At 72.6% G+C, this 25,893-nt stretch carries 26 protein-coding genes and 1 pseudogene; 11 read left to right on the forward strand and 16 right to left on the reverse strand.

Features of this window, described 5'->3' with window-relative positions:
* Nucleotides 1-12: 12 nt before the first annotated feature.
* Entirely contained in the window at nucleotides 13-921 is a 909-nt protein-coding gene (locus tag ACFYYB_RS15280; RefSeq protein ID WP_389435702.1) for an EamA family transporter, read from the forward strand.
* 235 nt (nucleotides 922-1,156) lie between these two features.
* Here the strand turns inward: ACFYYB_RS15280 and ACFYYB_RS15285 are convergent, their stop codons facing one another.
* The 5 genes from ACFYYB_RS15285 to ACFYYB_RS15305 all read right to left on the reverse strand — a co-directional run bounded on the left by ACFYYB_RS15285 (nucleotide 1,157) and on the right by ACFYYB_RS15305 (nucleotide 5,601).
* Nucleotides 1,157-1,561 carry a hypothetical protein gene (locus ACFYYB_RS15285; RefSeq protein ID WP_389435703.1) on the reverse strand — a complete coding sequence of 135 codons (405 nt, stop codon included), beginning with the start codon at nucleotides 1,559-1,561 and terminating at the stop codon, nucleotides 1,157-1,159.
* Nucleotides 1,562-1,600: 39 nt separating this feature from the next.
* A complete protein-coding gene (locus ACFYYB_RS15290) occupies nucleotides 1,601-2,494 on the reverse strand; it encodes a trypsin-like serine peptidase (protein ID WP_389435704.1) in 894 nt (297 codons plus the stop codon).
* On the reverse strand, nucleotides 2,407-3,459 hold the full coding sequence (locus tag ACFYYB_RS15295; RefSeq protein ID WP_389436208.1) for an alpha/beta hydrolase: 1,053 nt from the start codon (nucleotides 3,457-3,459) through the stop codon (nucleotides 2,407-2,409). Before ACFYYB_RS15295 ends, ACFYYB_RS15290 begins: the two co-directional genes overlap by 88 nt.
* A 275-nt stretch (nucleotides 3,460-3,734) precedes the next feature.
* Nucleotides 3,735-5,033: an alpha/beta hydrolase-fold protein gene (locus ACFYYB_RS15300; RefSeq protein WP_389435705.1), complete on the reverse strand. Its 1,299-nt coding sequence runs from the start codon at nucleotides 5,031-5,033 to the stop codon at nucleotides 3,735-3,737.
* Between the two features lie 130 nt (nucleotides 5,034-5,163).
* Nucleotides 5,164-5,601 (reverse strand): MarR family winged helix-turn-helix transcriptional regulator, encoded by a 438-nt coding sequence (locus ACFYYB_RS15305; protein ID WP_389435706.1) that lies wholly within the window; start codon nucleotides 5,599-5,601, stop codon nucleotides 5,164-5,166.
* Between the two features lie 77 nt (nucleotides 5,602-5,678).
* Between ACFYYB_RS15305 and ACFYYB_RS15310 the strand changes: the two genes are divergently transcribed.
* Complete coding sequence (locus ACFYYB_RS15310; RefSeq protein ID WP_389435707.1) at nucleotides 5,679-6,674, forward strand: SMP-30/gluconolactonase/LRE family protein; 996 nt, start codon at nucleotides 5,679-5,681, stop codon at nucleotides 6,672-6,674.
* A gap of 58 nt (nucleotides 6,675-6,732) precedes the next feature.
* Here ACFYYB_RS15310 and ACFYYB_RS15315 read toward each other — a convergent pair whose 3' ends face one another.
* Complete coding sequence (locus ACFYYB_RS15315; protein ID WP_389436209.1) at nucleotides 6,733-7,374, reverse strand: response regulator; 642 nt, start codon at nucleotides 7,372-7,374, stop codon at nucleotides 6,733-6,735.
* A gap of 50 nt (nucleotides 7,375-7,424) precedes the next feature.
* Nucleotides 7,425-8,753, reverse strand: coding sequence for a sensor histidine kinase (locus ACFYYB_RS15320; RefSeq protein ID WP_389435708.1), 1,329 nt, complete (start codon nucleotides 8,751-8,753; stop codon nucleotides 7,425-7,427).
* 109 nt (nucleotides 8,754-8,862) lie between these two features.
* On the opposite strand from ACFYYB_RS15320, the gene ACFYYB_RS15325 reads away from it, so the two are divergent.
* Entirely contained in the window at nucleotides 8,863-10,770 is a 1,908-nt protein-coding gene (locus ACFYYB_RS15325; protein ID WP_389435709.1) for an FtsX-like permease family protein, read from the forward strand.
* Between the two features lie 55 nt (nucleotides 10,771-10,825).
* On the opposite strand, the pseudogene ACFYYB_RS15330 reads toward ACFYYB_RS15325, so the two are convergent.
* Nucleotides 10,826-11,152, reverse strand: a pseudogene (locus ACFYYB_RS15330) (hypothetical protein); the annotation flags it as partial.
* A gap of 325 nt (nucleotides 11,153-11,477) precedes the next feature.
* The gene (gene ychF / locus ACFYYB_RS15335; RefSeq protein WP_389435710.1) at nucleotides 11,478-12,566 is read right to left on the reverse strand and encodes a redox-regulated ATPase YchF; all 1,089 of its coding nucleotides are present in this window, start codon (nucleotides 12,564-12,566) and stop codon (nucleotides 11,478-11,480) included.
* 134 nt (nucleotides 12,567-12,700) lie between these two features.
* Here ychF and ACFYYB_RS15340 point away from each other — a divergent pair, with 134 nt between their 5' ends.
* A complete protein-coding gene (locus ACFYYB_RS15340) occupies nucleotides 12,701-13,228 on the forward strand; it encodes a DUF6542 domain-containing protein (RefSeq protein WP_389435711.1) in 528 nt (175 codons plus the stop codon).
* A 72-nt stretch (nucleotides 13,229-13,300) separates the two neighbouring features.
* Here ACFYYB_RS15340 and ppgK read toward each other — a convergent pair whose 3' ends face one another.
* Together ppgK and ACFYYB_RS15350 are read right to left on the reverse strand one after the other, a co-directional pair.
* On the reverse strand, nucleotides 13,301-14,053 hold the full coding sequence (gene ppgK, locus ACFYYB_RS15345; RefSeq protein ID WP_389435712.1) for a polyphosphate--glucose phosphotransferase: 753 nt from the start codon (nucleotides 14,051-14,053) through the stop codon (nucleotides 13,301-13,303).
* Nucleotides 14,054-14,102: 49 nt separating this feature from the next.
* Nucleotides 14,103-15,131, reverse strand: coding sequence for a 4-hydroxy-3-methylbut-2-enyl diphosphate reductase (locus ACFYYB_RS15350; RefSeq protein WP_389435713.1), 1,029 nt, complete (start codon nucleotides 15,129-15,131; stop codon nucleotides 14,103-14,105).
* A gap of 87 nt (nucleotides 15,132-15,218) precedes the next feature.
* On the opposite strand from ACFYYB_RS15350, the gene ACFYYB_RS15355 reads away from it, so the two are divergent.
* The 4 genes from ACFYYB_RS15355 (at nucleotide 15,219) to ACFYYB_RS15370 (ending at nucleotide 18,926) form a co-directional block, all read left to right on the forward strand.
* A complete protein-coding gene (locus ACFYYB_RS15355; protein ID WP_389435714.1) occupies nucleotides 15,219-16,667 on the forward strand; it encodes an APC family permease in 1,449 nt (482 codons plus the stop codon).
* Nucleotides 16,668-16,676: 9 nt separating this feature from the next.
* A complete protein-coding gene (gene xseA / locus ACFYYB_RS15360) occupies nucleotides 16,677-17,900 on the forward strand; it encodes an exodeoxyribonuclease VII large subunit (protein WP_389435715.1) in 1,224 nt (407 codons plus the stop codon).
* A gap of 90 nt (nucleotides 17,901-17,990) precedes the next feature.
* Entirely contained in the window at nucleotides 17,991-18,236 is a 246-nt protein-coding gene (locus ACFYYB_RS15365) for an exodeoxyribonuclease VII small subunit (RefSeq protein ID WP_389435716.1), read from the forward strand.
* A 99-nt stretch (nucleotides 18,237-18,335) separates the two neighbouring features.
* Nucleotides 18,336-18,926, forward strand: coding sequence for a malonic semialdehyde reductase (locus tag ACFYYB_RS15370; protein WP_389435717.1), 591 nt, complete (start codon nucleotides 18,336-18,338; stop codon nucleotides 18,924-18,926).
* Between the two features lie 91 nt (nucleotides 18,927-19,017).
* Here ACFYYB_RS15370 and ACFYYB_RS15375 read toward each other — a convergent pair whose 3' ends face one another.
* A complete protein-coding gene (locus ACFYYB_RS15375) occupies nucleotides 19,018-19,536 on the reverse strand; it encodes a DUF4245 domain-containing protein (RefSeq protein ID WP_389436210.1) in 519 nt (172 codons plus the stop codon).
* 211 nt (nucleotides 19,537-19,747) lie between these two features.
* Between ACFYYB_RS15375 and glpX the strand changes: the two genes are divergently transcribed.
* Nucleotides 19,748-20,779 carry a class II fructose-bisphosphatase gene (gene glpX / locus ACFYYB_RS15380; protein ID WP_243335787.1) on the forward strand — a complete coding sequence of 344 codons (1,032 nt, stop codon included), beginning with the start codon at nucleotides 19,748-19,750 and terminating at the stop codon, nucleotides 20,777-20,779.
* 95 nt (nucleotides 20,780-20,874) lie between these two features.
* On the opposite strand, the gene ACFYYB_RS15385 is transcribed toward glpX, so the two are convergent.
* From ACFYYB_RS15385 to ACFYYB_RS15395, 3 genes are all read right to left on the reverse strand, one after another.
* The gene (locus ACFYYB_RS15385) at nucleotides 20,875-21,249 is read right to left on the reverse strand and encodes a WhiB family transcriptional regulator (RefSeq protein ID WP_374213444.1); all 375 of its coding nucleotides are present in this window, start codon (nucleotides 21,247-21,249) and stop codon (nucleotides 20,875-20,877) included.
* A gap of 148 nt (nucleotides 21,250-21,397) precedes the next feature.
* Entirely contained in the window at nucleotides 21,398-21,997 is a 600-nt protein-coding gene (locus ACFYYB_RS15390) for a TIGR03086 family metal-binding protein (protein ID WP_389435718.1), read from the reverse strand.
* Between the two features lie 69 nt (nucleotides 21,998-22,066).
* Nucleotides 22,067-22,747: a DUF1707 domain-containing protein gene (locus ACFYYB_RS15395; protein WP_389435719.1), complete on the reverse strand. Its 681-nt coding sequence runs from the start codon at nucleotides 22,745-22,747 to the stop codon at nucleotides 22,067-22,069.
* A 150-nt stretch (nucleotides 22,748-22,897) separates the two neighbouring features.
* Between ACFYYB_RS15395 and ACFYYB_RS15400 the strand changes: the two genes are divergently transcribed.
* The gene (locus ACFYYB_RS15400) at nucleotides 22,898-24,565 is read left to right on the forward strand and encodes a fumarate hydratase (protein WP_389435720.1); all 1,668 of its coding nucleotides are present in this window, start codon (nucleotides 22,898-22,900) and stop codon (nucleotides 24,563-24,565) included.
* A gap of 72 nt (nucleotides 24,566-24,637) precedes the next feature.
* Here the strand turns inward: ACFYYB_RS15400 and ACFYYB_RS15405 are convergent, their stop codons facing one another.
* Nucleotides 24,638-25,000 (reverse strand): hypothetical protein, encoded by a 363-nt coding sequence (locus ACFYYB_RS15405; protein WP_389435721.1) that lies wholly within the window; start codon nucleotides 24,998-25,000, stop codon nucleotides 24,638-24,640.
* A gap of 53 nt (nucleotides 25,001-25,053) precedes the next feature.
* Here ACFYYB_RS15405 and ACFYYB_RS15410 point away from each other — a divergent pair, with 53 nt between their 5' ends.
* Nucleotides 25,054-25,821 carry a glycerophosphodiester phosphodiesterase gene (locus ACFYYB_RS15410; RefSeq protein ID WP_389435722.1) on the forward strand — a complete coding sequence of 256 codons (768 nt, stop codon included), beginning with the start codon at nucleotides 25,054-25,056 and terminating at the stop codon, nucleotides 25,819-25,821.
* Nucleotides 25,822-25,893 lie beyond the last annotated feature (72 nt).

Consider the following 25,893-nt stretch of genomic DNA (forward strand, 5'->3'; position numbering starts at 1 on the left):
AGGCTCCGCGTCATGCGCACCCCATCGGCCCGTGTCTGGTTCGCCCTCACCCTCGTCTACGTCGTCTGGGGCTCGACCTACCTCGGCATCCGCATCGTCGTCGAGACCATGCCCCCGTTCCTCTCGGCCGGGGCCCGCTTCATCACCGCCGGCCTCCTCCTGGCCGGCCTCGTCGCCTGGCGCGACGGACCGGCCGCCCTCAGGGCCACCGGCGCGCAGGTGCGTTCCGCCGTGCTGGTCGGGCTGCTGCTGGTGCTCGGCGGCAACGGCCTCGTCGTCCTCGCCGAGACCTCGATCCCCTCCGGGCTCGCCGCCCTCCTGGTGGCCGCCGTCCCGATGTGGCTGGTCGTCCTGCGCGCCGGCTCCGGAGACCGCCCCTCGCCCCGCACCGTGGCCGGGGTGCTGCTGGGGCTCGGCGGGCTCGCCGTCCTGACCAGCCCGGGGCTCGGCGGGGAGATCGCGCTCGGCGGGGTGCTCCTGGTGCTGGCCGGCTCGGTGTGCTGGTCGCTCGGCTCCTTCTCCGGCTCGAAGCTGACCCTGCCGGCGAACCCCTTCACCGGCAGCGCGTACCAGATGCTCGCCGGCGGGACCGGCGGGATCCTCGTCGGTCTGTGCCGCGGCGAACAGCACGGGCTGGACCTCACCTCGTACTCCACCAGGTCCTGGCTGGCCCTCGGCTACCTCGTGCTGTTCGGCTCGCTCGTCGGCTTCACCGCGTACGTGTGGCTGCTGCGCGCGGCTCCGCTCTCACTGGTGGCCACGTACGCCTACGTGAATCCGGTCGTGGCCGTCGCGCTCGGCTGGCTCATCCTCGACGAGGCCCTGACCTGGCCGCTCCTGCTCGGCGGCGTGATCGTCGTGGCGGCGGTGTGCGTCATCGTGAGCACCGAGCGCCGCCCCGACCCGAAGGACACGCCCTAGGTCGTCTCTTTCGGATCTTGTCGGCCGAGTCCGCGTCGTCTGGTGCCGTGCCCGGGCGTGCTGTCGGGGCGCTCGCGTACTGGGCGTACGGGGGCGCCTCGGCAGTGCGGCCAGGCGCGGTGCCAGGCGTCGCGGGCCCGGCAAGATCCGAAAGAGACGGCCTAGCCGGCGGGCTTCGCCGCCCGAGCGATCCGCTGGTGGGTCCGTCCATGATCCGCCGTCGGGGCGCGGACGCTCATCGCGCGTCGAACGCCGCCTGCAACCCGTCCGCCGTGGGAGCGATGACGACCGCGGTCTCCTGAAGGTCCGCGGAGAGGTGCCCGCGGTCCTCCTCGTGGAAGATCAGCGCGCCACCGCTCTGGGGGACGATCGAGGCTCCGAGAGCCGCCGCCAGCCGGACAAGCACGCCGAGCATCGCGCCGGGGGCAAAGCGCGTCGCCGCCACGCACGGCATCCCGGCCCCGGTCCGGGACTCGTGGTGGAGGTCCGCTTCGCCCCCGTCCTCCGCGCGGATCTGGGAGAAGCCGTCCTCCGGGCCGCCCGCCACCACGTACGGCTCCGTCACCTGCCGGAACCGTTCGGCGTCCAGGGCGACGACCTCGCCGTCCACGAACCGGACCAGGAAGATGGCGTAACTCACGGGCACACTCTGCCATCGCCATGATCCGCCGGACACGCCCTAGCCGGCGGACTTCGCCGCCCGGTCGTAGAGGGCCTTGGCCCGGTCGTCGAACAGGGCGGCCGTGGAGTCCACGTCGGTGTCCCCGCCGCTCAGCACCCCGATGAGCTGCCCCGGCCGTCCCGGCCCGCCCCGGTCCGCGATCCACGGGCTGCCGCTCGTCCCCGTCCAGAACCCGGAGCAGTTGATGTAGAGCATGGCGGGGTCGTCCTCGTCGTGCCGGCTCTGCGTCGTACAGGCGACGGGCTTGTTCTCGGGGTTGTGCTCGGACTCCGGATAGCCGACGACGGTCACCTCGCGTTCGTAGCCGGAGGTCCAGACGGGCTTGGGGGCCTCCCCGCGTCCGACGACCTCTTGCAGGCTGCGCCCGTCCGCGTCCGGTTCGACGCTGAGGAAGGCGAAATCGGCGGTGTCCTCGCCCCACTTCGTCCAGCGCTCGTCGACCTGGACGGAGCGCACCTTCCACACCCCGAGGGGCTGCTTCCCGGAGCCCTCCCCGGTGAAGGCGGGGGCGAAGGCGAGCTCGCCGATGGCGAGCCCGTCGTGCGCGGCCTCGCCCGGCCGCCCGTCCTCGCCGGCGGGGGCCACGCAGTGCGCGGCGGTGGCGACGACGTTGCCCCGCGGGCTGTCGACGACGCTGGCCGTGCACCAGTGCTCGCCGCCCGCCATGAGGACGCCGACGGTGGGGAAGGCGAGGGCGCCGTGGTCCTCGTAGCCGCCGGGGTCCCTGAGGAACACCGCGGCGAGCAGCGCGGCGACCCCCGCGAGGGCGGCCGAGCCGATCCCGATCCCCTTGAGGCCGGGGCTCACCGCGGGGCGGCGGCGCCGCTCGCGCCGCCGCTCGGGGCCGGCCGGGGCTTCGGGGTGGGTGCGGACATCACCTTGCTGATCCACTCCAGTGCGCCCTCCCTCATCCCGCGTACGTAGGACTTCCCGTTGTGCTGACCATCCTGGATCACCTGCAGGGTGGTGTGCACGGGACCCTTGCCGTACTCCTTCATGAACTGCTCGGCCTTCTCACGGCCGGATTCCGCGGTGCCGATCTGGAAGCTGATGTAGACGTCCGGGCCGCCCGCGGCGATCAGCTTCGCGGCGAGCTTCTCGGGGTTGTCCGCGTCCATGGCCTGCTTGTTCCCCTTCCACAGCGGGGAATCGGGGACGATGTCGACCCCGCTCGCGATGGCCGCCTTGAAGCGGTCGGGGTGTTTCAGGACGTGCTTGAAGGCGCCGAATCCGCCCGCCGAGGAGCCCATGAAGGCCCAGCCGTCGCGGGAGGTGAAGGTCCGGAAATTGGCCTTCGTGAAATCCGGCACGTCTTCGACCATCCAGGTACCCATCTTGGGCTCTCCGGGGATGTCCGAGGCGTCGAAGTGGTGTTTGGTGTCGGCGTTGTGCACCGGCATGACCAGGATGAAGGGCAGGCTCTTGCCGGACTTCGCCCCGTCGCTCACGGCCTGCTGGAGGCCGAGGCCGGGGCCCGTGCCCCAGTAGTTCGTGGGGTAGCCGCGGCCGCCGGGCAGGGAGATCAGGACCGGGAAGGCGCTGTCGGCGTACGCCGGGTCGTCGTACTCCTTCGGCACCCACACCCAGACGTCGCCGGTGAACCCGGACTTCTTGCCCGTCAGGGTGGTCTTGGCGATCTGGGTGCCGTCGGGCAGCCGGGAGGTCCGGACGAACGAGGCCTTCGGCCCCGTCGGCATCCGCACGCCCGGCGCGGCCCCGGTGTCGGAGGCGGCGGAGGCCTCGGCCGGGTGCTGCCCGAAGGAGACGGGATCGCCTATGTCGGAGAAGAGGCCGAACTGGTAGGCGGCCCCGCCGCCCGCCAGGAGGGTGAGCCCGAGGCCCCCGCCGATCAGGATCCGGCGGAGCCGGCGCCGGGGGCGGCGGGCCGCGGTCGCGGGGGCGCCGTCCGCCGCGGAGGTCGCGGGGGCGCCTTCGGTCGTGACAGGGGCGTCCCCGGTGGTGGCGGCCCTGTCACCCTGCAGGTCTTGGTGCACGGATCGTTCCCGTTCCTTCTCCGGCGCCCCCTGGGAGCGCGGGCTGGACCGATTGGTCCCCCCTTACATCCTTAACAGAGGTATGAACGACCGGATGGGTTGCCCGGGACGGGCGGACGTGGCGAGGGCCACGTCGGTCAGCCCGTTTCGGGCTTCGGACCCTTGAGGACCTTGCTGACCCATTCCAGTGAGCCTTCCTTCATGCCGCGCACGTAGTGCCAGCCGTTGTGCTCGCCGTTCTGGATGTCCCGGATGGTCACCTTGACCGGGCCCTTGCCGTACTTCTGCCGGAACTGCGCCATGAGCTCCTTGCCGGTCTCCCGGGTCCCGACCTGGAAGTTGATGTAGACCTCGGGGCCGCCCGTGTCGATCAGCTTCTGGGCGAGCTTCTCGGGGTTGTTCGCGTCCATCTCCGCCTGGTGGCCCTTCCAGAACGGGGAGTCGGGGCGGATCTCGCCGCCGCTGGCGATCACGGCCTTGAACCGGTCCGGGTGCTGGAGCACCTGCTTCATGCCGACGAAGGCGCCGGAGGAGGAGCCCATGAAGGCCCAGCCGTCGCGGGACTTGTACGTACGGAAGTTGGCGCGGGTGAAGTCCGGGACGTCCTCGGCGATCCAGGTGCCCATCTTGGGCTTCCCCGGGATGTCGGAGCCGTCGTAGTAGTACTTCGCGTCCGGGTTGAGCACCGGCATGATCACGATGAAGGGCAGGCTGGTGCCGGCCTTGACGCCCTCGCCGATGGCCTTCTGGAGGCCGAGGCTGCGGTCGGCCCAGTAGTTGTCCGGGAAGCCGTTGCCGCCGGGGAGGGCGATGAGCACCGGGAAGCCGCTCTTGGCGTACTTCGGGTCGCCGTACTCCTTCGGCGTCCACACCCAGACGTCGCCCTCGAAACCGGACTTGGCGCCCTTGAGGCGGGTCTTGGCGATGACCGTGCCGTCGTCCAGCTTGGCGGTCTGCTTGAACGCGGCGACCGGGCCGGTCGCCGGCTGTACGTCCGGATCGCCGGTCGGGGCGGACGGGCTCGCGGGGGTCTGCCCCGGGTTTCCGCGCTCGGCGCCCGGGCCCGCGGGGGGCGAGGGCTGCCCGAAGCTCACCGAGGAGCCGTTGCCGGAGAACCAGTCCAGCTTCCAGGCGGCGAAGCCACCGCCGCCGACGAGAAGCACGAAGGCGAGGCCCGCGCTCGTCCACAGCACGCGGCGGGAGCGGGGGCGGCCACCGGCGCGGCGCGAGCGGCGCGGGGGCTCCTGGGAAACGGGGCCGCCGGGGGGCCCGGGTATGTGCGGGGGGACGTACGCGTCGTCGCGGTGTGCCGGGTCGCCCTCGGATGGCTGCGGCGGCTGCGGCTGGTACGCCGGGTACGACTGGTGCGACGGGTACGGCAGGTGCGACTGGTCAGGCTGGTCATCGGGCCGCGGGCGCTGCGGGTTCTGGTGCACGAACTTCGCTCCGAACGGTCATGACTGCCCCCCGGTGGGACAGAAGGGACTGGGCTCCCCTAGTCCTGATGTGTGAATCCCCCGGAAAGTTCCAAATCAGCGCAAAATCATGATCCGAATCCGGGACACATCACCTCAGCCCGTCGAGGACCCCCGCGCACCGCCCGAGCAGGCCGACCAGCAGCTCCCGCTCCTCGCCGCTGAACTCGGCGGCGAGCGCCCGCTCCACCGCCACCGCCCCGGCGTCGGCCACCTCCATCACGGAGCGCCCCTCGTCGGTGAGCCGGGTCTCCAGGACGTTGCGGTGCAGCTCGTGCGGGGTCCGCTCGACGAGGCCGCGCTCCGAGAGGTTCTTCAGCACCGTGTTCATCGTCGGCGGCGTCACCCCGCACAGGCGCGCGAGCGAGGCGGCGGAGATCCCGGGCTTCTCGGCGAGCCAGAGCAGGGCGGCGTACTGCGGAACCGTTACTGCGGCCGGCTTCAGCGCCGCGTGCTTGGCCCCGACGAGCGCCTGTTCGGCGCGCTTGATGTGGGAGCCGAGGCGCTGCTCGACGGGCATCGAAGTCATCCCCGCATCATAAAGCCCTTGCGTGCATTAGAGCTCTAACTTACATTCGTGCTCATCCAGAGAGAAGAGGACGTCTGATGATGCTGCCTGCGAAGAAGTTCCTGCCCGCCGCTCTGCTGACCCTGACCGCCGCCCTGACCCTCGGCGCGGCCCCGGCCGAGGGAGCCCGTACGGACGCTTCCCCCGCCATCTCCACCGCCTTCGCCCTGCCCGGCGAGAAGGTCTTCCCGGAGGGCATAGCCGCCGACCCCCGCACCGGCACGGTCTACGTCGGCTCCTATACGACCGGCGCCGTCTACCGGGCCCGCCCCGGCGAGCGCGCGGCGCGGGTCTTCCTGCCCGCGGGCACCGACGGCCGCCACACCGCGAACGGGCTGCGGGTGGACGGGCACGGCCGGCTCTGGGTGACCGACTCCACCGCGGGCGTCTCGGTCTACGACACCCGCTCGGGGGCCCGGCTGGCCCACTTCGAGATACCCGGGAGCGCGCCGCGCTTCCTCAACGACCTCGCCGTCACCCCGGACGGCACCGCCTACCTCACCGACAGCGTCCGCGCGGTGGTCTACCGGGTCACCCCGGAGCAGCTCGCCGCCGGATCCGGCCCGCTGCAGCCCGCGTACGACCTGAGCGGGCGGCTCACCCCGTCCCCGGCGGGCAGCTTCAGCCTCAACGGCATCACGGCCGACCCGGCCGGGCGGTTCCTGCTCACCGTCGACATGACCGCGGGCGACCTGTACCGCATCGACCCGGCCTCCGGCGCGGTGTCCCGCGTGGCCCTGACCGGCGGGGACCTGAAGACCGCCGACGGCCTCGACCTCGCCCCCGGCGGGGTCCTGCGCGCGGCCCAGAACACGCGCAACACCCTGAGCCGCTGGCAGGTGTCGGCCGACGGCACCCGGGCCCGCCTGGTCCGCACCGTCACGGACCCCTCGCTCCAGATCCCGACCACGCTGGTCCGGGTCCCGGGGCGGACGCTGGTGGTCCGGTCCCAGTTCGACAAGGACGGCGGGGTGCTGCTGCCCTCCACCGGCGCGCCGACCGTCTTCACGGTCGCCTCGGTCCGCGGCTTCTGATCCGCGGCCGGGCTCCGCGGGCTCCGGGGTTCCGCGGGCTCCGGGGTTCCGGGGGCCCTCAGCCCCGCAGGTAGGCCAGGACGGCGAGGACCCGGCGGTGGGATTCCTGCGCCGGGGGCAGGTCGAGCTTCATCAGGATGTTCCCGATGTGCTTGCCCACCGCCGCCTCCGAGAGGGTGAGCCGGCGGCAGACCTCGGCGTTGGAGTGGCCCTCCGCGACCAGGGCGAGCACCTCCCGCTCGCGGACCGTCAGCCGCTCCAGGGGGTCGCGCCGGCGGCTGATGAGCCGGCGCACCACCTCGGGATCGACCACGGTCCCGCCCGCCGCCACCCGCGCGACGGCGTCGAGGAACTCCTCCACCTGCCCGACGCGGTCCTTGAGCAGGTACCCGACGGCCGTCCCGTCGCCCGAGTCGAGCAACTCGGCGGCGTACGAGCGCTGCACGTACTGGGAGAGGACCAAGACGGGCAGGCCGGGCCGGAGTTCGCGCATCCGCACGGCCGCCCGCAGCCCCTCGTCGGTGTGGTCCGGGGGCATCCGCACGTCGGTGACGACGATGTCCGGCCGGTGCTCGGCGACGGCCGCTTCGAGCGCGGCGGCGTCCCCGACGGCCGCCACCGTGCGGTGGCCGAAGCGGGCGAGCAGCCCGACGAGGCCCTCGCGCAGCAGCACGGAGTCCTCGGCGAGGACCACGCGCAGGGGCTGCCGTACGGCAGCCGCCCCCGCGGGGGCGGTCGGGGCGGACGGGTTCACCGGGCCTTCGGTGCCTTCGGTGCCTTCGGTGCCTTTGGTGTCTTCGGTGTCTTCGGTGCCTTCGCGATGCAAGGGATCTCCACACGCAGCAGGGTCGGACCTCCGGGAGGACTGGTCAGGGTCAGTCTGCCGTCCACGACGGACACCCGGTCGGCGAGTCCCGTCAGCCCGCTCCCCCGCCCCGGGTCCGCGCCGCCGCGGCCGTCGTCGGTCACCTCCACGGTGAGGCGGGTGCCGTCGTGCCGCCCGGTGACGGTGATCCGCCGGGCCCCGCTGTGCTTGGCCGCGTTGGCCAGGGCCTCGCTGACGAAGAAGTACCCCGCGGACTCGGCCTGTTCGGGCAGCCGGCCGGGGAGGTCGAAGTCGGTGTCGACCGGGATCGGCGAGCGGTCGGCGACATCCGCGACCGCGTCGGGCAGGCCCCGATCGCTGAGCACCTGCGGGTGGATGCCGTGGACGAGCTCGCGCAGCGAGGTCAGCGCCAGCCCGGCCTCGGCGTGGGCGGCGGCCAGTTGCGCGGCGAGCGGGCTGCCGGGCGGGGCGTCGAGCCGGGCCAGGCCCAGCGTCATGGACAGCGCGACGAGGCGCTGCTGCGCCCCGTCGTGCAAGTCCCTTTCGATGCGCCGCCGTTCGGCGTCGAAGGCGGCCGCCAGCCGGGCCCTGGAGCTGGTCAGCTCGGTGACCTTGACGGACAGGTCGCCCGGGCCGGGGCCGAGCATCAGCCGGGCCAGGGCCGCGCGGGCCGCTGCCGCCGCGCCGAGCGCGTAGAGGAAGACCGGGAGGAGCAGCAGGCCGGCGGCGGCGCAGAGCAGGGCCTCGGGGTAGCCGGTGATGCCGTGGATCTTGAGGGGGTTGGCCTGCTGCCCGTCGAGGGCGAACAGCACCGGGGTCGCCAGCAGGTCGGCGGGCAGCAGGAGCGCGGTACCGACGGCGAGCAGTTCCAGCGGCCACAGCAGGGTGGCGGCGAGCACCGCGTAGGCCAGTTCCCGCCAGGTCGCCTGCTCGCGGAAGCGGGTACCGGCCCACGCCGCGGGCCCCGTACGGTCCGGATCGCGGTGCGGGTCGGGCAGCGGCGCGGAGTCCGGGTCCCACAGCCGCAGCCGGCGGCGCTCGACGGCCGCGAACGGTACGCCGGCCAGCGCGAGCGCGGCCAGCAGCGGAAGCCCGACGAGGACGACGGCGAGCACCGCCCCGGACATGGCGAGCAGGGTCAGCACGGTGAACGCGAGGGCGCCGGTGATGCCGCCGGTGAGCAGGTAGGCGGCGGCGCGCCACGGCCGGGCGGAGCGCAGGTACCGGCCCGGAGCGGGGAGGGAGAGCGGCATGCGTCCACGGTAGGCGGCGGGCGCGGGCGGCGCGGTAGGGCTGGCCATACCCTCGAAGCTCGCCCCTGCCCCGCTGACCGGGGGCCGCGCGGCCGGTTGGCTGGGGACCATGCTGAAGATCGCGTTGAGGTCGCTGCGGCGGCGCTGGATGACACAGGTGGGGACGTTCGTGGCGGTGGCCCTGGGGGTCGCGCTGATGACCGTCATGGGGCTGGGGCTGGCCGCTTCGGCGGCGCTGCCGGCGGGGGCCGAGGTGGTGGGGCTCAACTCGATGCTGGGCACCGCGGGCGGGGTGAGCTCGTTCGTGGCGGCCTTCGTGGTGGCGTCGACCTTCTCGTACGCGGTGGCCGCGCGGCGGCGCGAGCTGGGGCTGCTGCGGCTGGCCGGGTCGACGCCGGGGCAGCTGCGGCGCCTGGTGATGACGGAGGCGGCGGCCGTGGGGCTCGCCGGTTCGGCGGCCGGGATCGCCCTGGGCACGGCGGGTGCGCCGTTGATGGCCCGCTGGACGGTCGCGGAGGGGCTGGCGCCCGCCGGGTACGCGATCGGGGACCAGAGCTGGCCGCTGCACACGGCGTTCTGGACGGGTCTGCTGGTCGCGCTGTCGGGTGCGTACGCCGCTTCCCGGCGGGCCGGCCGTGTCGGGCCCCTGGAGGCGCTGCGCGAGGCGGTGACCGACGAGCGGCCCATGACCCCGGGGCGCTGGGTGGCCGGGGGCGGGCTGCTGCTGGGCGCGGTGGCCTTCGTGGGGTGGCGGCTCGGGTCGGACCCGGGCTCGCTGCTCAAGCGCAAGACGTACACCGTGCAGCCGATGCTGCTGATCTCCGCGTGCGGACTGCTGGCCCCCGTGCTCGTACGGCCCGTCGTACGGCTGCTGATGTGGCTCCCGGCCCGGCTGACCTCCTACGCGGGCCGGCTGGTGCGGGCGAACGCCGCCGCCGGGATCCGCCGGACGGCCGCGGTGGCGGCGCCGGTGCTGGTCATGGTCGCGCTGACGGGATCCCTGCTGGGCGCGGCCGCGACCCTGAAGGGGGCGAAGGCGGTGGAGGCCCGGGCCCGGACCGGCGCGGACTACGTACTGACCGGCGGGCGGCTGCCGGAGTCCGCGGAGTTGGCCGGTGTCCCCGCGGCGAGCACGCTCTCCGTGGCCGACACCCGGCTGACGGTGCTGGAGGAAGGGTTCGTGAAGGTGCCGACGGAGGCCTTCGCCGTGGACCCGGCGGCGCTGGCGGAGGTCTCGCGGCTGCCGGTGGTGGCGGGGTCCGTCGCGGACCTGGACGACGGCGGCATCATCGTCACCGAGGAGTGGTGGCAGCACCGGGTCGGGGACTCGGTACCGCTGTGGCGCGCGGACGGCACCGCCGCCCGTCTGCGGATCGTGGCCGTGATGCGGACGGGCACCGGCGACAACGGGGCGTACGTCACCCCGCGCAACGCACCCGGCGCCAAGGTCTCGCGCATCGAGGTCAGGGCCCCCGCGTCCGCGGCCGGCGCGGTCCGCGAGGCGGCGGCCCGGTACGGGGCCACGGCCCGCACCACGCAGGAGTGGGTGGCGGCGACGCACCCGCGCACGAACCGCATCACGGTGCTCGGCTACGTACTGGTGCTCGGCATCGCCCTGGCCTACACGGCGATCGCGCTGGCCAACACCCTGCTGATGGCCACCTCCGACCGGGCCGGCGACCTGCGTCTGCTGCGGCTGGCCGGAGCCACCCGCGGGCAGGTCCTCGCCGTGACGGCGGCCGAGTCCCTGCTGGCGGTCACGGTCGGCGCCCTGCTCGGGACGGCGGTCACCGCGGTCAACCTGGCGGGCGTGCGCGCCGCCCTCGCGGTCCTCGGAGTGGACCCGCCGGTGGCGGTCCCCTGGCTCGCGATGGGCGCGGTCGCCGGTGTCTGCGCGGTGCTCTCGGCCCTGTGCACCCTGCTCCCGACGGCCCGCGCCCTGCGCCGCCGGACCGGGCGGCGCAGGGCGCGGTCGGGTGAAGTACCCGCTGTTGTTTCCGAGTTGGCCACGGCCTGAGGGGCGCCGGCCGGCTCCCGGGCCTGCCGGCCGGCCCCCCCCTTCGTCACCCGGCTCAGGACCCCGTGATGTGCTCCGGGCGGACCGGCGTCCTGTTCAGTTCCAGCCCGGTCGCCGCCCGGATCGCCGCGAGGACGGCCGGGGTCGACGACAGGGTCGGGGCCTCGCCGATGCCCCGGACCCCGTACGGGGAGTGCGGGTAGCCCATTTCGAGGTAGTCGACCGGGAGCGTCGGCACGTCGAGCACCTCTCCCCCGCCGGTGACCACCTTCCCGTCCTCCAGAAGGAGCCCGGCATCGGCCCACGCCGCGTTCCGGTCCCCGAACTTGCGCCGGCCGATCTCGATGACCCTCGCCCGGACGAGCCCGCAGGAGTTCTTGATGCCGACCGCGTCGCCGACGCCCCGGACGGCGCCGAAGCCGCGCATCGCCCCGGCGACCACGTCGACCCCTGGCCCGGCAGAGCACCCGTCGTCTGGATCGACGACGACTTCACCGTGCTCGACCACGCCATGGCCGCCGAACGCACCGCCCGCGGCTGCGCCACCCTCCTCATCCAGCCGGACCCTTACACCGGTCTCCAGCCGAGCCACCTCGCCGAGGTGTAGCCGCTCCCCCGCGCGCTGATCGAAGTCAGCACGCCGCGCAGACGACAAAGGCCGCCCGACCTGCTCCGCAGCAGGTCAGACGGCCTTTGGCCAGACCGGATCAGACGTTGAAGCGGAACTCCACCACGTCGCCGTCCTGCATGATGTAGTCCTTGCCCTCCATGCGGGCCTTGCCCTTGGAGCGGGCCTCGGCGACCGAGCCGCAGGCGACCAGGTCCTCGAAGGAGATGATCTCCGCCTTGATGAAGCCGCGCTGGAAGTCCGTGTGGATCACGCCGGCGGCCTCGGGGGCGGTGGCGCCCTTCTTGATGGTCCAGGCGCGGGTTTCCTTCGGGCCGGCCGTCAGGTAGGTCTGCAGGCCCAGGGTGGCGAAGCCGACGCGGCCGAGGGTGGCCATGCCGGGCTCTTCCTGACCGACCGACTGGAGGAGCTCCAGCGCCTCGTCGTCCTCGAGCTCGATGAGCTCGGCCTCCAGCTTGGCGTTCAGGAAGATCGCCTCGGCCGGGGCGACCAGCGCGCTCTGCTCCGCCTTGAAGGCGTCGTCCGTCAGCTCGTCCTCGTCGACGTTGAAGACGTAGAGGAACGGCTTGACCGTGAGCAGGTGCAGCTCGTGGAGGAGGTCGCCCTGCTCCGTGCCCTTCGTGATCCCGTGCGAGAAGAGGGTGTCGCCCGCTTCGAGGATCTTCACGGCCTTCTCGACGGCCGCGAGGACCGCGATCTTCTCCTTCTGGAGGCGGGACTCCTTCGTCAGGCGCGGCACCGCCTTCTCGATGGACTGGAGGTCCGCGAGGATCAGCTCGGTGTTGATGGTCTCGATGTCGTCCTTCGGCGAAACCTTGCCGTCGACGTGGACGACGTTCTCGTCCTTGAAGGCGCGGATGACCTGGCAGATCGCGTCCGACTCGCGGATGTTCGCGAGGAACTTGTTGCCGAGGCCCTCGCCTTCCGACGCACCGCGCACGATGCCGGCGATGTCGACGAAGTCGACGGTGGCCGGGAGGAGCTTGGCGGAACCGAAGATGCCGGCCAAGACGCCGAGGCGGGCGTCCGGAACGCCGACGACGCCGACGTTCGGCTCGATCGTGGCGAACGGGTAGTTGGCCGCCAGCACGTCGTTCTTGGTCAGGGCGTTGAACAGGGTCGACTTGCCGACATTCGGCAGGCCGACGATTCCGATCGTGAGCGACACGTTGGCGACTTCCCGTAGCTGGAGGGGGCGGCGGCCCGGAGTGGGCCACCGGACAGTTTACTTTCCGATGAGGGGGCCCCGATGTACGCGTGTCCGGGCACACGATCGGCGGCCTCCCCGCCTAGTTTTGGGGGGTGGAGCGATACAAGGCGCGTACGGTACGTCACCCGGCGGAGCGGGCCCCGGCCCAGCGGGCCGCCCCGGCCCCCGCGCAGCGGGCCGCCGCGGCCCCCGGACCCGCCGCCGGGCCGGCGCCGGTACGGGTGCGCCGGCTGCCGCGGCCCCGGCTGACCGGGATCGGCGGCGGGCTCTTCGCCTGCGCCGCGATGTTCCTGATCGGCGGGCTCGACTGGCTGCTGTTCGACGCCTCGCTGTTCGTCTACGGCCTGCTCTTCCTGCCCGTGGCGGCCGCCACCGCCCTGTGGGTGCGGCCCGCGGACCTGATCACCGCGCCCATCAGCGCCCCGATCGCCTTCGCCGCCGGAGTGTGGCCCGTGTCGGGCGGCTCCGGCGGCTTCGCCGGCGAGGTGATGGGGCTGGTGTCCGCGCTGTCCCTGCACGCGGGCTGGCTGTACGCGGGGACGCTCGTCGCGGCGCTGATCGCACTCGTCCGCAAGGCCGTGCTCATCGGCCGGCGCCGCATGCCCCGCCGCGCCGCCTAGCGATCCCCGCCGCCCCGCACCCTGGTCCGCCCGGCCGGCCCCGTCGCCCCGTCGGCAGACCGGCCCCTCCCGCTACCCGGCCCCTGAAGCCGTCCGCGCCGCCATCGCCGCGCCCACGATGCCCGCGTTGTTCTGCAGCTCCGCCGGCACGATCCGTGCCCGGACGCCCTCGATCAGCGGCAGGAACTTCTCCGGCTTGCGGCTCACGCCCCCGCCGATGATGAACAGGTCCGGGGAGAAGAGCATCTCCACGTGTGCCAGGTACTTCCCCACCCGGTGCGCCCAGCGCTCCCAGGTCAGGTCCCCGTCGTCCTTCGCCTTCACCGAGGCCCGCGTCTCCGCGTCGTGGCCCTTCAGCTCCAGGTGACCCAGCTCGGTGTTGGGCACCAGCCGCCCGTCCGTGAACAGCGCGCTGCCGATCCCGGTGCCCAGCGTGAGCAGGATGACGGTGCCGTCGACCCCGCGCCCCGCTCCGTAGGCCATCTCCGCGACCCCGGCCGCGTCCGCGTCGTTCAGGACCGTCACCGGGCGGCCGTCGAGCTTCGAGGAGAGCAGTGCCGCCGTGTCCACGCCGACCCAGGCCTTGTCCATGTTGGCCGCCGACCGGGTCACCCCGCCCGTGACCACCCCGGGGAAGGTCACCCCCACCGGGCCGTCCCAGTCGAAGTGGCGCACCACCTCGACGACGCAGCCGGCCACCCCGTCGGGGGTGGCCGGCTGCGGTGTCAGTACCTTGTGGCGCTCCTGCGCCAGGTCGCCACGGTTCAGGTCCACGGGAGCGCCCTTGATCCCGGAACCGCCGATGTCCACGCCGAAGATCTCCATGGACTCACCGTACGAAAAGACCGGCCGCCACGCCCTGCCGGGGAGAGGCCTACTTCTCTACGCCCGACCCCGCGCCCGGCGCCGCCACGAGCTCCGCCGCCTCCGCGCGCAGGTCGCGGCGCAGCTCCTTGGGCAGGGAGAACACGATGGACTCCTCGGCCGTCTTGACGATCTCCACGTCCCCGTACCCGCGCGCGGCCAGCCATTCCAGCACCTCGTCGACCAGCACCTCCGGCACCGAGGCGCCCGAGGTCAGACCGACGGTGGTGACGCCTTCGAGCCAGGCCTCGTCGATCTCGCTCGCGAAGTCCACGAGGTACGAGGCCTTCGCGCCGGCGTCGAGGGCGACCTCGACCAGGCGGATGGAGTTCGAGGAGTTCTTGGAGCCGACGACGATGACCAGGTCGCAGTCCTTGCCCATCACCTTGACCGCCTCCTGGCGGTTCGAGGTGGCGTAGCAGATGTCGTCGCTGGGCGGCGAGACGAGCAGCGGGAACTTGGTCTTCAGGGCGTCTACCGTCTCCATCGTCTCGTCGACGGAGAGGGTGGTCTGCGACAGCCAGACGACCTTCGACTCGTCGCGGACGGTGACCTTCTCCACGTCGTGCGGGCCGTCCACGATGGTGATGTGGTCCGGGGCCTCGCCGGAGGTGCCGATGACCTCCTCGTGGCCCTCGTGGCCGATGAGGAGGATGTCGAAGTCCTCGTTCGCGTAGCGGATCGCTTCCTTGTGCACCTTGGTGACCAGCGGGCAGGTGGCGTCGATCGTCGCGAGCTTGCCGCGGGCCGCCTCCTCGTGCACCACCGGGGCCACGCCGTGCGCGGAGAACATCACGATGGAGCCCTCGGGGACCTCCTCGGTCCGCTCCACGAAGATGGCGCCCTTGTTCTCCAGGGTCTTCACGACGTACTTGTTGTGCACGATCTCGTGCCGCACGTAGACCGGTGCGCCGTACTGTTCGAGGGCCTTCTCGACGGCGATCACGGCTCGGTCCACGCCCGCGCAGTAGCCGCGCGGAGCGGCGAGGAGAACGCGGCGGGATGCGGGAGCGGGGGCGTCAGCAGTCATGGGCTCCATCGTACGGGGGTGTCCAGCAGGCCGGGGATCGCCCGTTCGGCACAAACTGGGTCGAACATCCGCATGTGCCTTACCCCCGGAGGAAAGATGGCGTCCGCGACGGATCCCAGTACGCCGCCCGGCGCGTCCGGCCCGGCCGGTCCGCCCGGCGGCCCGTCCGCCGCGCCGGACACCTCGCTGCGCCGCAGTCTCGGATTCCGGGACCTGGTGGTCTACGGGCTGCTCTTCATCGCCCCCATGGCCCCGGTCGGGGTCTTCGGCACCCTCGACGCCAAGTCGCACGGGGCCGTCGCCCTCGTCTACCTCTTCGCGACGATCGCGATGGCCTTCACCGCCTTCTCCTACGCGCAGATGGTGCGCGTGGCCCCGCAGGCCGGCTCCGTCTTCACGTACGCCCGCAAGGGCCTCGGCGAGGGTCCCGGGCTGATCGCCGGCTGGATGGCGATGCTCGACTACCTGCTGATCCCGGCGGTCGCGTACCTGTTCTCCGGGATCGCCATGAACGCGCTGGTCCCGGAGGTCTCCCGGTGGGTGTGGACGGCCCTGGCGGTGATCGTGACCACCCTGCTGAACCTGTGGGGCGTCCGGGCCGCCGCGCGCGTGGGCTTCGCCGTGCTGGCCATGGAGATCGCGGTCCTGCTGGTGTTCCTGGTCTCGGCGGTGACCGTGCTCGTCCAGGGCGCGGAGCACCGCGACTGGCTCTCCCCCTTCACGGGCGACGGCTCGCTCGGCGGCTTCTCCATGGCCGCCGTGCTCGGCGCGGTGTCGGTGGCGGTCCTGTCCTACCTGGGCTTCGACGCCATCGCCTCCTTCGCCGAGGAGGTGACGGGGGGCAGCGCGAAGGTGGCCCGGGCGGTGCTGTTCTGCCTGGCGCTGACCGGGGTGCTGTTCATCGCCCAGACCTACCTGGCGGCCCTCCTCAGCCCCCTCTCGGCCGCGGAGCTGGCCGCCGACCCCGGGAAGCAGGGCTCGGCCTTCTACACGACCGTCGAGGCCTCCGTGGGAATGTGGCTGCACGACCTGGTCGCCGTCAGCAAGGCCATCGGGGCCGCCTTCGCCGCGCTGGCCGGGCAGGCCGCTGCGGGCCGGCTGCTCTTCGCGATGGCCCGTGAGGGGCGGCTGCCCCGCGCACTCGCCCGCACCTCCCACGGGACCCCGCGCCCGGCCCTGCTGGTGGCGGCGACGGTCACGCTGATCGCGGCCGTGTGGGCGGCCCGGCGCGACGACGGGCTGGACCATCTGGTGTCGGTGGTCGACATCGGGGCGCTCGTGGCGTTCACGCTGCTGCACGCCTCGGTGGTCGGCTGGTTCGTGGTCAAGCGCCGCGAGGGGGCCCCGAACTGGTTCAAGCACCTGGTGATCCCGGTCCTCGGCGCCGCCGTGACCATCGCCGTGATCGTCGAAGCCTCGTGGACGGCGCAACTGGTGGGGGCGGTGTGGCTGCTGGTGGGCCTGTGCATCCTGGTGGCCCAGCGCGGGCGACGCGGGCGGGACGAGGGGTCCCTGCCCGACGCCGGTGTCAGCTCTGGCGGTTAGCCTGCGTGCATGGGTCTGAATTCGTCGGCTGACGCGCCGCTGCCGGTCGGTCAGGTGTCCCGGCTCATCGGGGGCTGGATCGACAAGCTCGGCCAGGTGTGGGTGGAAGGGCAGATCACGCAGCTCTCGCGGCGGCCGGGAGCGGGGGTGGTCTTCCTGACGCTGCGCGATCCCTCGCACGACATCTCCCTGAGCGTGACCTGCTTCCGGCAGGTCTTCGACGAGGTCGCGGACTCCGTGACGGAGGGCGCGCGCGTCGTCGTGCTCGCCAAGCCCGAGTGGTACGCCCCGCGCGGGCAGCTGTCCCTGCGGGCCACCGAGATACGGCCCGTCGGCATCGGCGAGCTCCTGGCCCGGCTGGAGCGGCTCAAGCGCTCGCTGGCCTCCGAGGGGCTCTTCGCGCTGGACCGCAAGAAGCCGCTGCCGTTCCTGCCGCAGCTGATCGGGCTGGTGGTGGGGCGGGCCTCCGCGGCCGAGCGCGACGTGCTGGAGAACGCGCGGCGCAGGTGGCCGGCGGTCCGCTTCGAGGTCCGCAACGTCGCCGTCCAGGGGGTGCACGCGGTGCCCCAGGTGATCCAGGCGGTCAAGGAGCTGGACGCCATGCCCGAGGTCGACGTGATCATCGTGGCCCGCGGCGGCGGCAGCGTGGAGGACCTGCTGCCCTTCTCCGACGAGGAGGTCGTACGGACCGTCGCGGCGGCCCGTACGCCCGTGGTCTCGGCGATCGGGCACGAGCCGGACTCCCCGCTGCTGGACCTGGTCGCCGACCTGCGGGCCTCCACGCCCACGGACGCGGCGAAGAAGGTGGTCCCGGACGTCGGCGAGGAGCTGGAGCGGGTGAGCCAGCTGCAGGGCCGGGGGCTGCGCGCCGTGCGCGGGCTGCTCGACCGGGAGGAGCGGGGGCTCGCCCACGCGCTCGCGCGGCCGGTCTTCGTCCATCCCCAGCGGATGGTGGAGACCCGGGAGGCGGAGGTGGACGCGCTGCTGGCGCGCGGCCGCCGGACCCTGGGGCACCTGCTGGACCGGGCCGATTCGGAGCTGGCGCACACCCTCGCCCGGGTGGTGGCGCTGTCCCCGGCGGCCACTCTGGAGCGCGGGTACGCGGTGCTCCAGCGGGCCGACGGGCACGTGGTGCGCGCGCCCGGAGACGTGGTGGAGGGCGACGTGCTGCGGGCTCGGGTGGCGGAGGGGGAGTTCCCGGTGCGGGTCACCGCCGCCGAGGAGCCCTCGTAGGCGGTACCGGAGCCGCGGGCAGGACCGGCAGAACGCTTCACACTGCCGCAACAGATTTCGTTGTACTACACAGTTAAGGTGGGAGCGGGAATGGCCGAAAGCGATACGGCGCTGGGGTACGAGCAGGCCCGGGACGAGCTGATCGAGGTCGTCCGCAAGCTGGAGGCCGGCGGCACGTCGCTGGAGGACTCCCTCGCGCTCTGGGAGCGCGGCGAGGAGCTCGCGAAGGTGTGCCGCCACTGGCTGGAGGGGGCCCGCGCCCGGCTGGACTCGGCGCTGGCGGCGCGCGAGGCGGCGGAGGGCGCCGGCGGGCCGGGCGGGGCCGGCCCGGAGTGATCCCCCTCACCTGCGGGCAGATTTAGTTGAATTTTCACCTATCTCCGTCGTAGAGTTTCGGACATCGCTTCAGCAGTCCGCACAGAAGAAGGCTTTCCGATGTCTCTCGTTCTCGACGCCGCCGCTCAGGACCTCCTCTTCCGTGAGGCCCGCACCGCCAACACGTTCTCCGACGAGCCGGTGACCGAGGAGCAGGTCCAGGCGATCTACGACCTGGTGAAGTTCGGCCCGACCGCCTTCAACCAGACGCCGCTGCGCATCACCCTGGTCCGCTCCCCCGAGGCCCGCGAGCGCCTCGTGAAGCACATGGCCCAGGGCAACCAGGCCAAGACCGCCGCCGCCCCGCTGGTCGCGATCCTGTCCGTGGACAACGAGTTCCACGAGGAGCTCCCGCAGCTGCTCCCCCACTTCCCGCAGGCCAAGGACGCCTTCTTCGCCGAGCGCCCGGTCCGCGAGCAGTCCGCGCTGGTCAACGGCGCGCTGCAGGCCGCGTACTTCATCATCGGCGTCCGCGCCGCCGGCCTGGCCGCCGGCCCGATGACCGGCCTGGACTTCGCCGGCCTCCAGAAGGAGTTCCTGGACGGCGACCACACCCCGCTGATGGTCGTCAACATCGGCAAGCCGGGCGAGGACGCCTGGTTCCCGCGCTCCCCGCGCCTGGAGTTCGACCAGGTCATCACGACCGTCTGAGCCCAGCCCCGCAGGCAGTGAACGCGAAAGGCCGCGCTCCCCGGAATCCCGGGGAGCGCGGCCTTTTCCGTGTCCGCCGTGCCCGGCAGCCCTACGAACCCTGCTTGAACTCCAGCGCCGCGGCCATCGCGCCGAGCTGCTCGAAGGAGGCCGTCCCGGTCACCACCGTGACGTAGCCCTGCTCGTGCCGGACGAGGGCGTCGTACTTCTCGCCGTCCCAGCGCTCCCAGACCTGGTCGCCGACCTGCTGGGTCTCCCCGGTGGCCTCCGCCTTGCGGGTGACCTTCGCGATGTACTTGTCCGTGGCGTCCGCGGACTGCTCCACCGCCACGTACTGCTGCGCCGGGTCCAGGAAGCCCAGGTGCCAGGCGGCGGCGTCCTTGCGCGTGTAGCTCACCGAGGTCGCCCGCCACTCCGGCGGCAGCCCGACGGGCACCGCCACGGGGTACGGCGCCGCGCGCCGGGCCGTGAGGCTCTCGACGCGGTAGTCGACCACCCTCGTCGGGTCGGCCTTCTCGTCATGTGGGATGACCAGATAGATCCCCCCGACCACGAGGCCGATCACCACCAGCGACCGGACCATGTCCACGACCGTCTGCTTGCCCTTCATACCTGCCACACCCCCATGGTCCCGCATGGCTCCGGACGATCACCGCCGGGGTCCGGAAGGCACGCCGCGCGCGGCGCAAGATGTCCGCTCAGGACAATCCGCTGACCGATATGGCGCTCATACGTGACCCGGTCTGCTCAATATGTCGACGTACCGATAGAGTCGAGGGACCCTCACTCCCGGCCGTCGCCGTACAGAAAGGTGCGCTCCGATGACCGAGCACAACCTGCCGCCCCAGCTCGAAGTCTCTCCGGAGGCACCCGACCGCAACCTCGCCCTGGAACTCGTACGGGTCACCGAGGCCGCCGCCATGGCCGCGGGCCGCTGGGTCGGACGCGGTGACAAGCTCGGCGCCGACGGCGCTGCCGTCAACGCGATGCGGACCCTGATCTCCACCGTTTCGATGAACGGCGTCGTCGTCATCGGCGAGGGCGAGAAGGACGAAGCCCCGATGCTCTTCAACGGCGAGCGGGTCGGCGACGGCACCGGTGCCGAGGTCGACATCGCCGTGGACCCCATCGACGGCACCACCCTGAACGCCAAGGGCATGCCGAACGCGATCGCCGTCCTGGCCGCCGCCGACCGCGGCACCATGTTCGACCCGTCCGCGGTGTTCTACATGGAGAAGCTGGTCACCGGTCCCGAGGCCGCCGACTTCGTCGACATCAACGCCCCGGTCTCCGTCAACATCCGCCGCGTCGCCAAGGCCAAGAACATGGCCGTGGAGGACGTCACCGTGATCATCCTCGACCGTCCCCGTCACGAGGGCATCGTCAAGGAGATCCGCGAGACCGGCGCGCGCATCAAGTTCATCTCCGACGGCGACGTCGCCGGCTCGGTCCTGGCGGTCACCGAGGACAGCGGCATCGACCTGCTGCTCGGCATCGGCGGCACCCCCGAGGGCATCATCTCGGCCTGCGCGATCAAGTGCATGGGCGGCACCATCCAGGGCAAGCTGTGGCCCAAGGACGAGGCCGAGCGCCAGAAGGCGATCGACGCCGGCCACGACCTGGACCGCGTCCTGTTCACGGACGACCTGGTCTCCGGCGACAACGTGTTCTTCGTCGCCACCGGCATCACGGACGGCGAGCTGCTGCGCGGCGTCCACTACCGCTCGGAGACCGCGACGACCTCCTCGCTGGTCATGCGCTCGAAGTCGGGCACGATCCGGCAGATCGACTCGACGCACCGCCTCTCGAAGCTCCGCGCGTACAGCGCGATCGACTTCGACCGCGCCAAGTAGGACGACGGACGCACGGCTACGCCGGGCATACGGAAGGGGCGCTCCCGCGTGCGGCGGGGGCGCCCCTTCCGCATGTCCCCTGACGGGACGGCTCGCTACGAGGCTTCGCGCAGCTCCCCCGCCCGGCGCCGCCGGCGGGCCAGCACCACCCGGCGCTCGGCGGCCGTCAGCCCGCCCCAGACTCCGTAGGGCTCGGGCTGGATCAGCGCGTGCTCCCGGCAGGCGACCATGACGGGGCAGCGGGCGCAGACCCGCTTGGCGGCGTCCTCACGGGACAGCCGGGCGGCGGTCGGCTCCTTGGAGGGGGCGAAGAACAGCCCGGCCTCGTCGCGCCGGCACACCGCGTCCGCGTGCCAGGGGCCGTCCTCTTCCCTGGCCGGCACCCGAGGCTTCGGAACCACCGCCGCCGGGCGCCCCTGAAGACTCTGGACGGCGGCTACCTGCAGGGACTGGCGCGGCGGATGCGGCACGGTCTACTCCTGACGACGTATACGCGAGCGAGAGAGGCGACGCACCTGTCCCTACCCGCTGTGCGCGCCCCTATGCACCGTGTGCCGCCGATCCGGCCGGTTCGACCGAAAGGTGATCCCGCCCGGCCGCGCCCCCGTCACCCGGATGTCATGCGGCGGACGGCGTCCAGTCAGGGTGGCGACCCAGGAAGGCGAGCAGCGCACCGGCCGGATCGGTGTCCGGATCGGGCGCGGGCAGGAGCGCCGGGGCGTACGCGAACCCGCGCAGCGGCTCGGCGAGCGCCCGGGCGGCCGGGCTCAGGGCCGCAGCGAGGGCGGGAGTCAGCGGGGAGGCCTGGCCGGTGGCGACCGCGAGGTCCCAGGCGTGGACGGCCGCGTCGAGGGCGGCCGCCGCGACCGCGGTCTCGGCGGGGAGGGTGAACGGGGGCAGCGGCACGGCCACCTCGGCGGTGCCCGGCAGCACCCCGGCGAAGGCCTCCGCGGCGGCGGTGAGGGCGGGTTCCAGCAGCTCCGCGGGACTGCCCGTCAGGGCGCCGGTGGGCGCGAAGGGGTCCTCGTCCGGTCCCGGCCCGCCGGTGATGCGGCCCGCGTAGGCGAGCTGGTCGCCGGCCGCGTGCTGGAGCACTTGGCCGACATTCCACTGGTCGCAGGGCGTCGGTGCGCCGAGGGCATCGGCCGGTACGGCGGCCGCGACGGAGCGCAGCGCCCCGTACGCCTGGTCGAGCAGGTCCCACTTGGATGCGGTCATGAGCGCGACCCTACGATCACCCATCGGCCAAAGAGGCTCATTTCAGAGGCAGTTGCCGGCGTGTCGGGCTCACCGGGCGCCCTCCCGGCCCTTGCGGAGCCGGTTCGCCAGGTCCACCAGGCGGGCGCCGAACTTGGGGCGGGCTTCGATGTTGCCCAGCAGCGCGAAGCCGCGGACGATCACGACCGGGGCCTGCGGGTCGGTCTCGCCGCGCCCCTCGCCCCGCACCTCGAAGTTGCCGAGGACCCCGCTGCCGTAGCCGCGCAGGGTGACGTTCTCCGGGACCAGGATCTCCACGTTGCCGAGAATGCTGGTCACGCTGATCTCGGTGACCTGCTGCTCGAAGACCGCCTGGGTCAGGTCGATGCTGATGTCGCCCATGACGGAGACCGCGCGGGTGTGCGCGCCCGGCCGCCAGCGGCCCTTGCGGGAGGAGCTGCTGCACACGGCGACGACCGTCTCGACGGGCGCGCCGGCCGGCGCCCCCGCGTACGCGGGCTCCTGCCGGCTGCCGGCGCCGGGCGCGGGCAGGTCCCGTACGAGCACGTCCAGCTCCGCGACCGTCTTCACCGCGTACAGCGAGTCGAGCCGCTCGGAGTGCTCCTCGGCGGTCAGCCGCCCTTCGGCGACGGCGTCGGCGAGGATCTGCGCGATCCGGTCCCGGTCCGCGTCGGAGGCGCGCAGCCCGGGGGCGTGCGCGGGGGCCGGCGCGGGGGCCGGCGCGGATGAGGGCTGCTTTTCCAGGTCCACGGGCCCCAGCATAGCGAGACACGATAGATCGCGATACTGGCCAGTGAGCCTTACCTCACAACAAAAGCCACCGGAAGAGGTTCTACGCTGGATACCGCGCTGCCAAACGGTCGTCAGCGCCGTCTGCCGAGTGAGGGAATGACTGCCGTCATGCCAGAGTTTGCGTACACCGACCTGCTGCCCCTGGGCGAGGACTCCACCCCGTACCGCCTGGTGACCTCCGAAGGCGTCTCGACCTTCGAGGCCGACGGCCGTACGTTCCTCAAGGTCGAGCCGGAGGCGCTGCGCAAGCTCGCCGAAGAGGCCATCCACGACATCCAGCACTTCCTGCGCCCCGCGCACCTCGCGCAGCTGCGCCGCATCATCGACGACCCCGAGGCCTCCGCGAACGACAAGTTCGTCGCGCTCGACCTCCTCAAGAACGCGAACATCGCGGCGGCCGGCGTCCTGCCGATGTGCCAGGACACGGGCACGGCGATCGTGATGGGCAAGCGCGGCCAGAACGTCCTGACGGAGGGCGCCGACGAGGCGGCCCTGTCCCGCGGCATCTACGACGCGTACACCCGCCTGAACCTGCGCTACTCGCAGATGGCCCCGGTCACCATGTGGGAGGAGAAGAACACCGGCTCGAACCTGCCCGCGCAGATCGAGCTGTACGCGACCGACGGCGGCGCGTACAAGTTCCTCTTCATGGCCAAGGGCGGCGGCTCCGCCAACAAGTCCTTCCTCTACCAGGAGACCAAGGCGGTCCTCAACGAGGCCTCCATGATGAAGTTCCTGGAAGAGAAGATCCGCTCGCTCGGCACGGCGGCCTGCCCGCCGTACCACCTGGCGATCGTGGTCGGCGGCACCTCGGCGGAGCACGCCCTGAAGACCGCGAAGTACGCCTCCGCGCACTACCTGGACGAGCTGCCCACCGAGGGCTCCCCGCTGGGCCACGGCTTCCGCGACGAGGCCCTGGAGCAGCAGGTCTTCGAACTCACCCAGAAGATCGGCATCGGCGCGCAGTTCGGCGGCAAGTACTTCTGCCACGACGTCCGCGTCGTCCGCCTCCCCCGCCACGGCGCGTCCCTCCCGATCGCGATCGCCGTCTCCTGCTCCGCGGACCGCCAGGCCACCGCGAAGATCACCCCCGAGGGCGTCTTCCTGGAGCAGCTGGAGCGCGACCCGGCACGCTTCCTCCCGGAGACGACGGACGAGCACCTGGACGACGCCTCCGCGGACGTGGTCTCCATCGACCTGAACCAGCCGATGGACGACATCCTCGCCACGCTCACCAAGCACCCGGTGAAGACCCGCCTCTCCCTCACGGGCCCGCTGGTCGTGGCGCGCGACATCGCGCACGCCAAGATCAAGGAACTCCTCGACTCTGGCGCGGAGATGCCGCAGTACCTGAAGGACCACCCGGTCTACTACGCGGGCCCCGCGAAGACGCCCGAGGGCTACGCGTCGGGCTCCTTCGGCCCGACCACGGCCGGCCGCATGGACTCCTACGTCGAGCAGTTCCAGGCGGCGGGCGGCTCCAAGGTCATGCTGGCCAAGGGCAACCGCTCCCAGCAGGTCACCGACGCCTGCGGCAGGCACGGCGGCTTCTACCTCGGCTCCATCGGCGGCCCCGCGGCGCGCCTCGCGCAGGACTGCATCAAGAAGGTCGAGGTCCTGGAGTACGAGGAGCTCGGCATGGAGGCCGTCTGGAAGATCGAGGTCGAGGACTTCCCGGCCTTCATCGTGGTCGACGACAAGGGCAACGACTTCTTCCAGAACCCGGCCCCGGAACCCACCTTCACCCACATCCCGGTCCGCGGCCCGGGCCTGTAACCCGCACCGAGGGCCCCTCCGCCGAAGACGGCGGGGCCCTCGGCCATGCCGGACGGGCCGGGGGCGGGGCGATCACCCCTGGGGCCCGCTCCGTATCCCGCGCAGCAGCTCCGCCTCCACCGGGGTCGCGTCCAGGCCGTGCGCCCGCACCTCGCGCAGCTGCGGGAGCGTGAGTCCGTACCACGCGCGGACGACCTTCAGCGGCACACCGTCCGGCCCGCCGACGGCGAGGCGCACGGTGCCCTCCGCGGCGACGATCCGCTCGCGGATCCACGGCGGGGGGACCCCCCGGCCCTCGTCGCACGCATGGACTCCGTACGCGGCGCAGTGGTAGTTGTCGTACCAGCACAGGCTGCCGTCGACGATCCGCTGCCATGTCTCGTACCGGCAGGAGGCGCAGGGCTCGCAGTGCAGCGTCACGAACTGTTCAGACATCGGTGCAGCATGCCGCCCCGGCCCGTTCGGCGCATCCGGATAGCGTCTGCGGTATGACCGAGCAGCCCTCCCCCCAGGCCCGCGCCACGCGGGTCATCGCCCATCGCGGGGCCTCCCACGAGCATCCCGAGCACACCATGGCCGCGTACCGGCAGGCCATCGACGACGGGGCCGACGCGCTCGAGTGCGACGTACGGCTCACCGCCGACCACCGGCTGGTCTGTGTGCACGACCGGCGGGTCGAGCGGACCTCCGACGGGCGCGGGGTCGTCTCCGAGATGACGTACGAGGAACTGCGCGCCCTCGACTTCGGCGCGTGGAAGGGGCCCGGCCACGCCGGGGCCGGGGTGCTGCTCTTCGAGGACCTGCTCAAGGAGGCGCTGGCCGCGCCGTATCCCGTCGGGCTGGCCGTGGAGACCAAGCACCCCACCCGTGCGGGCGGCCGCCTGGAGGCCGAGCTCGTGCGGCTGCTCGAGGAGTACGGGCTCGCCGACGGCGGGGCCGGCCGCGTCGAGGTGATGAGCTTCTCCCGGTCCGCGCTGACCCGCATGCACCGCCTCGCCCCGGGACTGCCCGCCGTGTACCTGATCGAGCGCAGGATCCGGCCGCCGCGGCCTCCGTACGCCACCCACGCGGGCCCGGGCATCGAGCTCGTACGGCAGGACCCGGCTCTGGTGGGCCGGCTGAAGGCGAAGGGGCTCCGGGTGCGCGTGTGGACCGTGGACGAGCCCGAGGACGTGGAGCTCTGCGTCCGCCTGGGCGTGGACACGCTGATCACCAACCGGCCCCGGGACGTGCGCAAACTGCTGCTGGACATGTGAACACCCGGCCGGGGTGCGCCGGCCGGGCGTGGGGGGTCGTACGGTCGTACGGGGCGTCGGACCCACGGGGGT

Origin of the sequence: Streptomyces sp. NPDC002886 (assembly GCF_042888445.1) — a bacterium.
Taxonomy (GTDB): Bacteria; Actinomycetota; Actinomycetes; order Streptomycetales; family Streptomycetaceae; genus Streptomyces.

What these genes read in the sequence shown, in the direction of transcription:
- ACFYYB_RS15280 (WP_389435702.1), top strand. Translation starts at nt 13, where the DNA reads ATGCGCACCCCATCGGCCCGTGTCTGGTTCGCCCTCACCCTCGTCTAC.
- glpX (WP_243335787.1), top strand. Translation starts at nt 19,748, where the DNA reads ATGACCGAGCACAACCTGCCGCCCCAGCTCGAAGTCTCTCCGGAGGCA.
- ACFYYB_RS15410 (WP_389435722.1), top strand. Translation starts at nt 25,054, where the DNA reads ATGACCGAGCAGCCCTCCCCCCAGGCCCGCGCCACGCGGGTCATCGCC.
- ACFYYB_RS15370 (WP_389435717.1), top strand. Translation starts at nt 18,336, where the DNA reads ATGTCTCTCGTTCTCGACGCCGCCGCTCAGGACCTCCTCTTCCGTGAG.
- ACFYYB_RS15375 (WP_389436210.1), bottom strand. Translation starts at nt 19,536, where the DNA reads ATGAAGGGCAAGCAGACGGTCGTGGACATGGTCCGGTCGCTGGTGGTG.
- ACFYYB_RS15325 (WP_389435709.1), top strand. Translation starts at nt 8,863, where the DNA reads ATGCTGAAGATCGCGTTGAGGTCGCTGCGGCGGCGCTGGATGACACAG.
- xseA (WP_389435715.1), top strand. Translation starts at nt 16,677, where the DNA reads ATGGGTCTGAATTCGTCGGCTGACGCGCCGCTGCCGGTCGGTCAGGTG.
- ACFYYB_RS15405 (WP_389435721.1), bottom strand. Translation starts at nt 25,000, where the DNA reads ATGTCTGAACAGTTCGTGACGCTGCACTGCGAGCCCTGCGCCTCCTGC.
- ACFYYB_RS15390 (WP_389435718.1), bottom strand. Translation starts at nt 21,997, where the DNA reads ATGACCGCATCCAAGTGGGACCTGCTCGACCAGGCGTACGGGGCGCTG.
- ACFYYB_RS15400 (WP_389435720.1), top strand. Translation starts at nt 22,898, where the DNA reads ATGCCAGAGTTTGCGTACACCGACCTGCTGCCCCTGGGCGAGGACTCC.
- ACFYYB_RS15350 (WP_389435713.1), bottom strand. Translation starts at nt 15,131, where the DNA reads ATGGAGCCCATGACTGCTGACGCCCCCGCTCCCGCATCCCGCCGCGTT.
- ACFYYB_RS15310 (WP_389435707.1), top strand. Translation starts at nt 5,679, where the DNA reads ATGATGCTGCCTGCGAAGAAGTTCCTGCCCGCCGCTCTGCTGACCCTG.
- ACFYYB_RS15305 (WP_389435706.1), bottom strand. Translation starts at nt 5,601, where the DNA reads ATGACTTCGATGCCCGTCGAGCAGCGCCTCGGCTCCCACATCAAGCGC.
- ppgK (WP_389435712.1), bottom strand. Translation starts at nt 14,053, where the DNA reads ATGGAGATCTTCGGCGTGGACATCGGCGGTTCCGGGATCAAGGGCGCT.
- ACFYYB_RS15320 (WP_389435708.1), bottom strand. Translation starts at nt 8,753, where the DNA reads ATGCCGCTCTCCCTCCCCGCTCCGGGCCGGTACCTGCGCTCCGCCCGG.
- ACFYYB_RS15365 (WP_389435716.1), top strand. Translation starts at nt 17,991, where the DNA reads ATGGCCGAAAGCGATACGGCGCTGGGGTACGAGCAGGCCCGGGACGAG.
- ACFYYB_RS15355 (WP_389435714.1), top strand. Translation starts at nt 15,219, where the DNA reads ATGGCGTCCGCGACGGATCCCAGTACGCCGCCCGGCGCGTCCGGCCCG.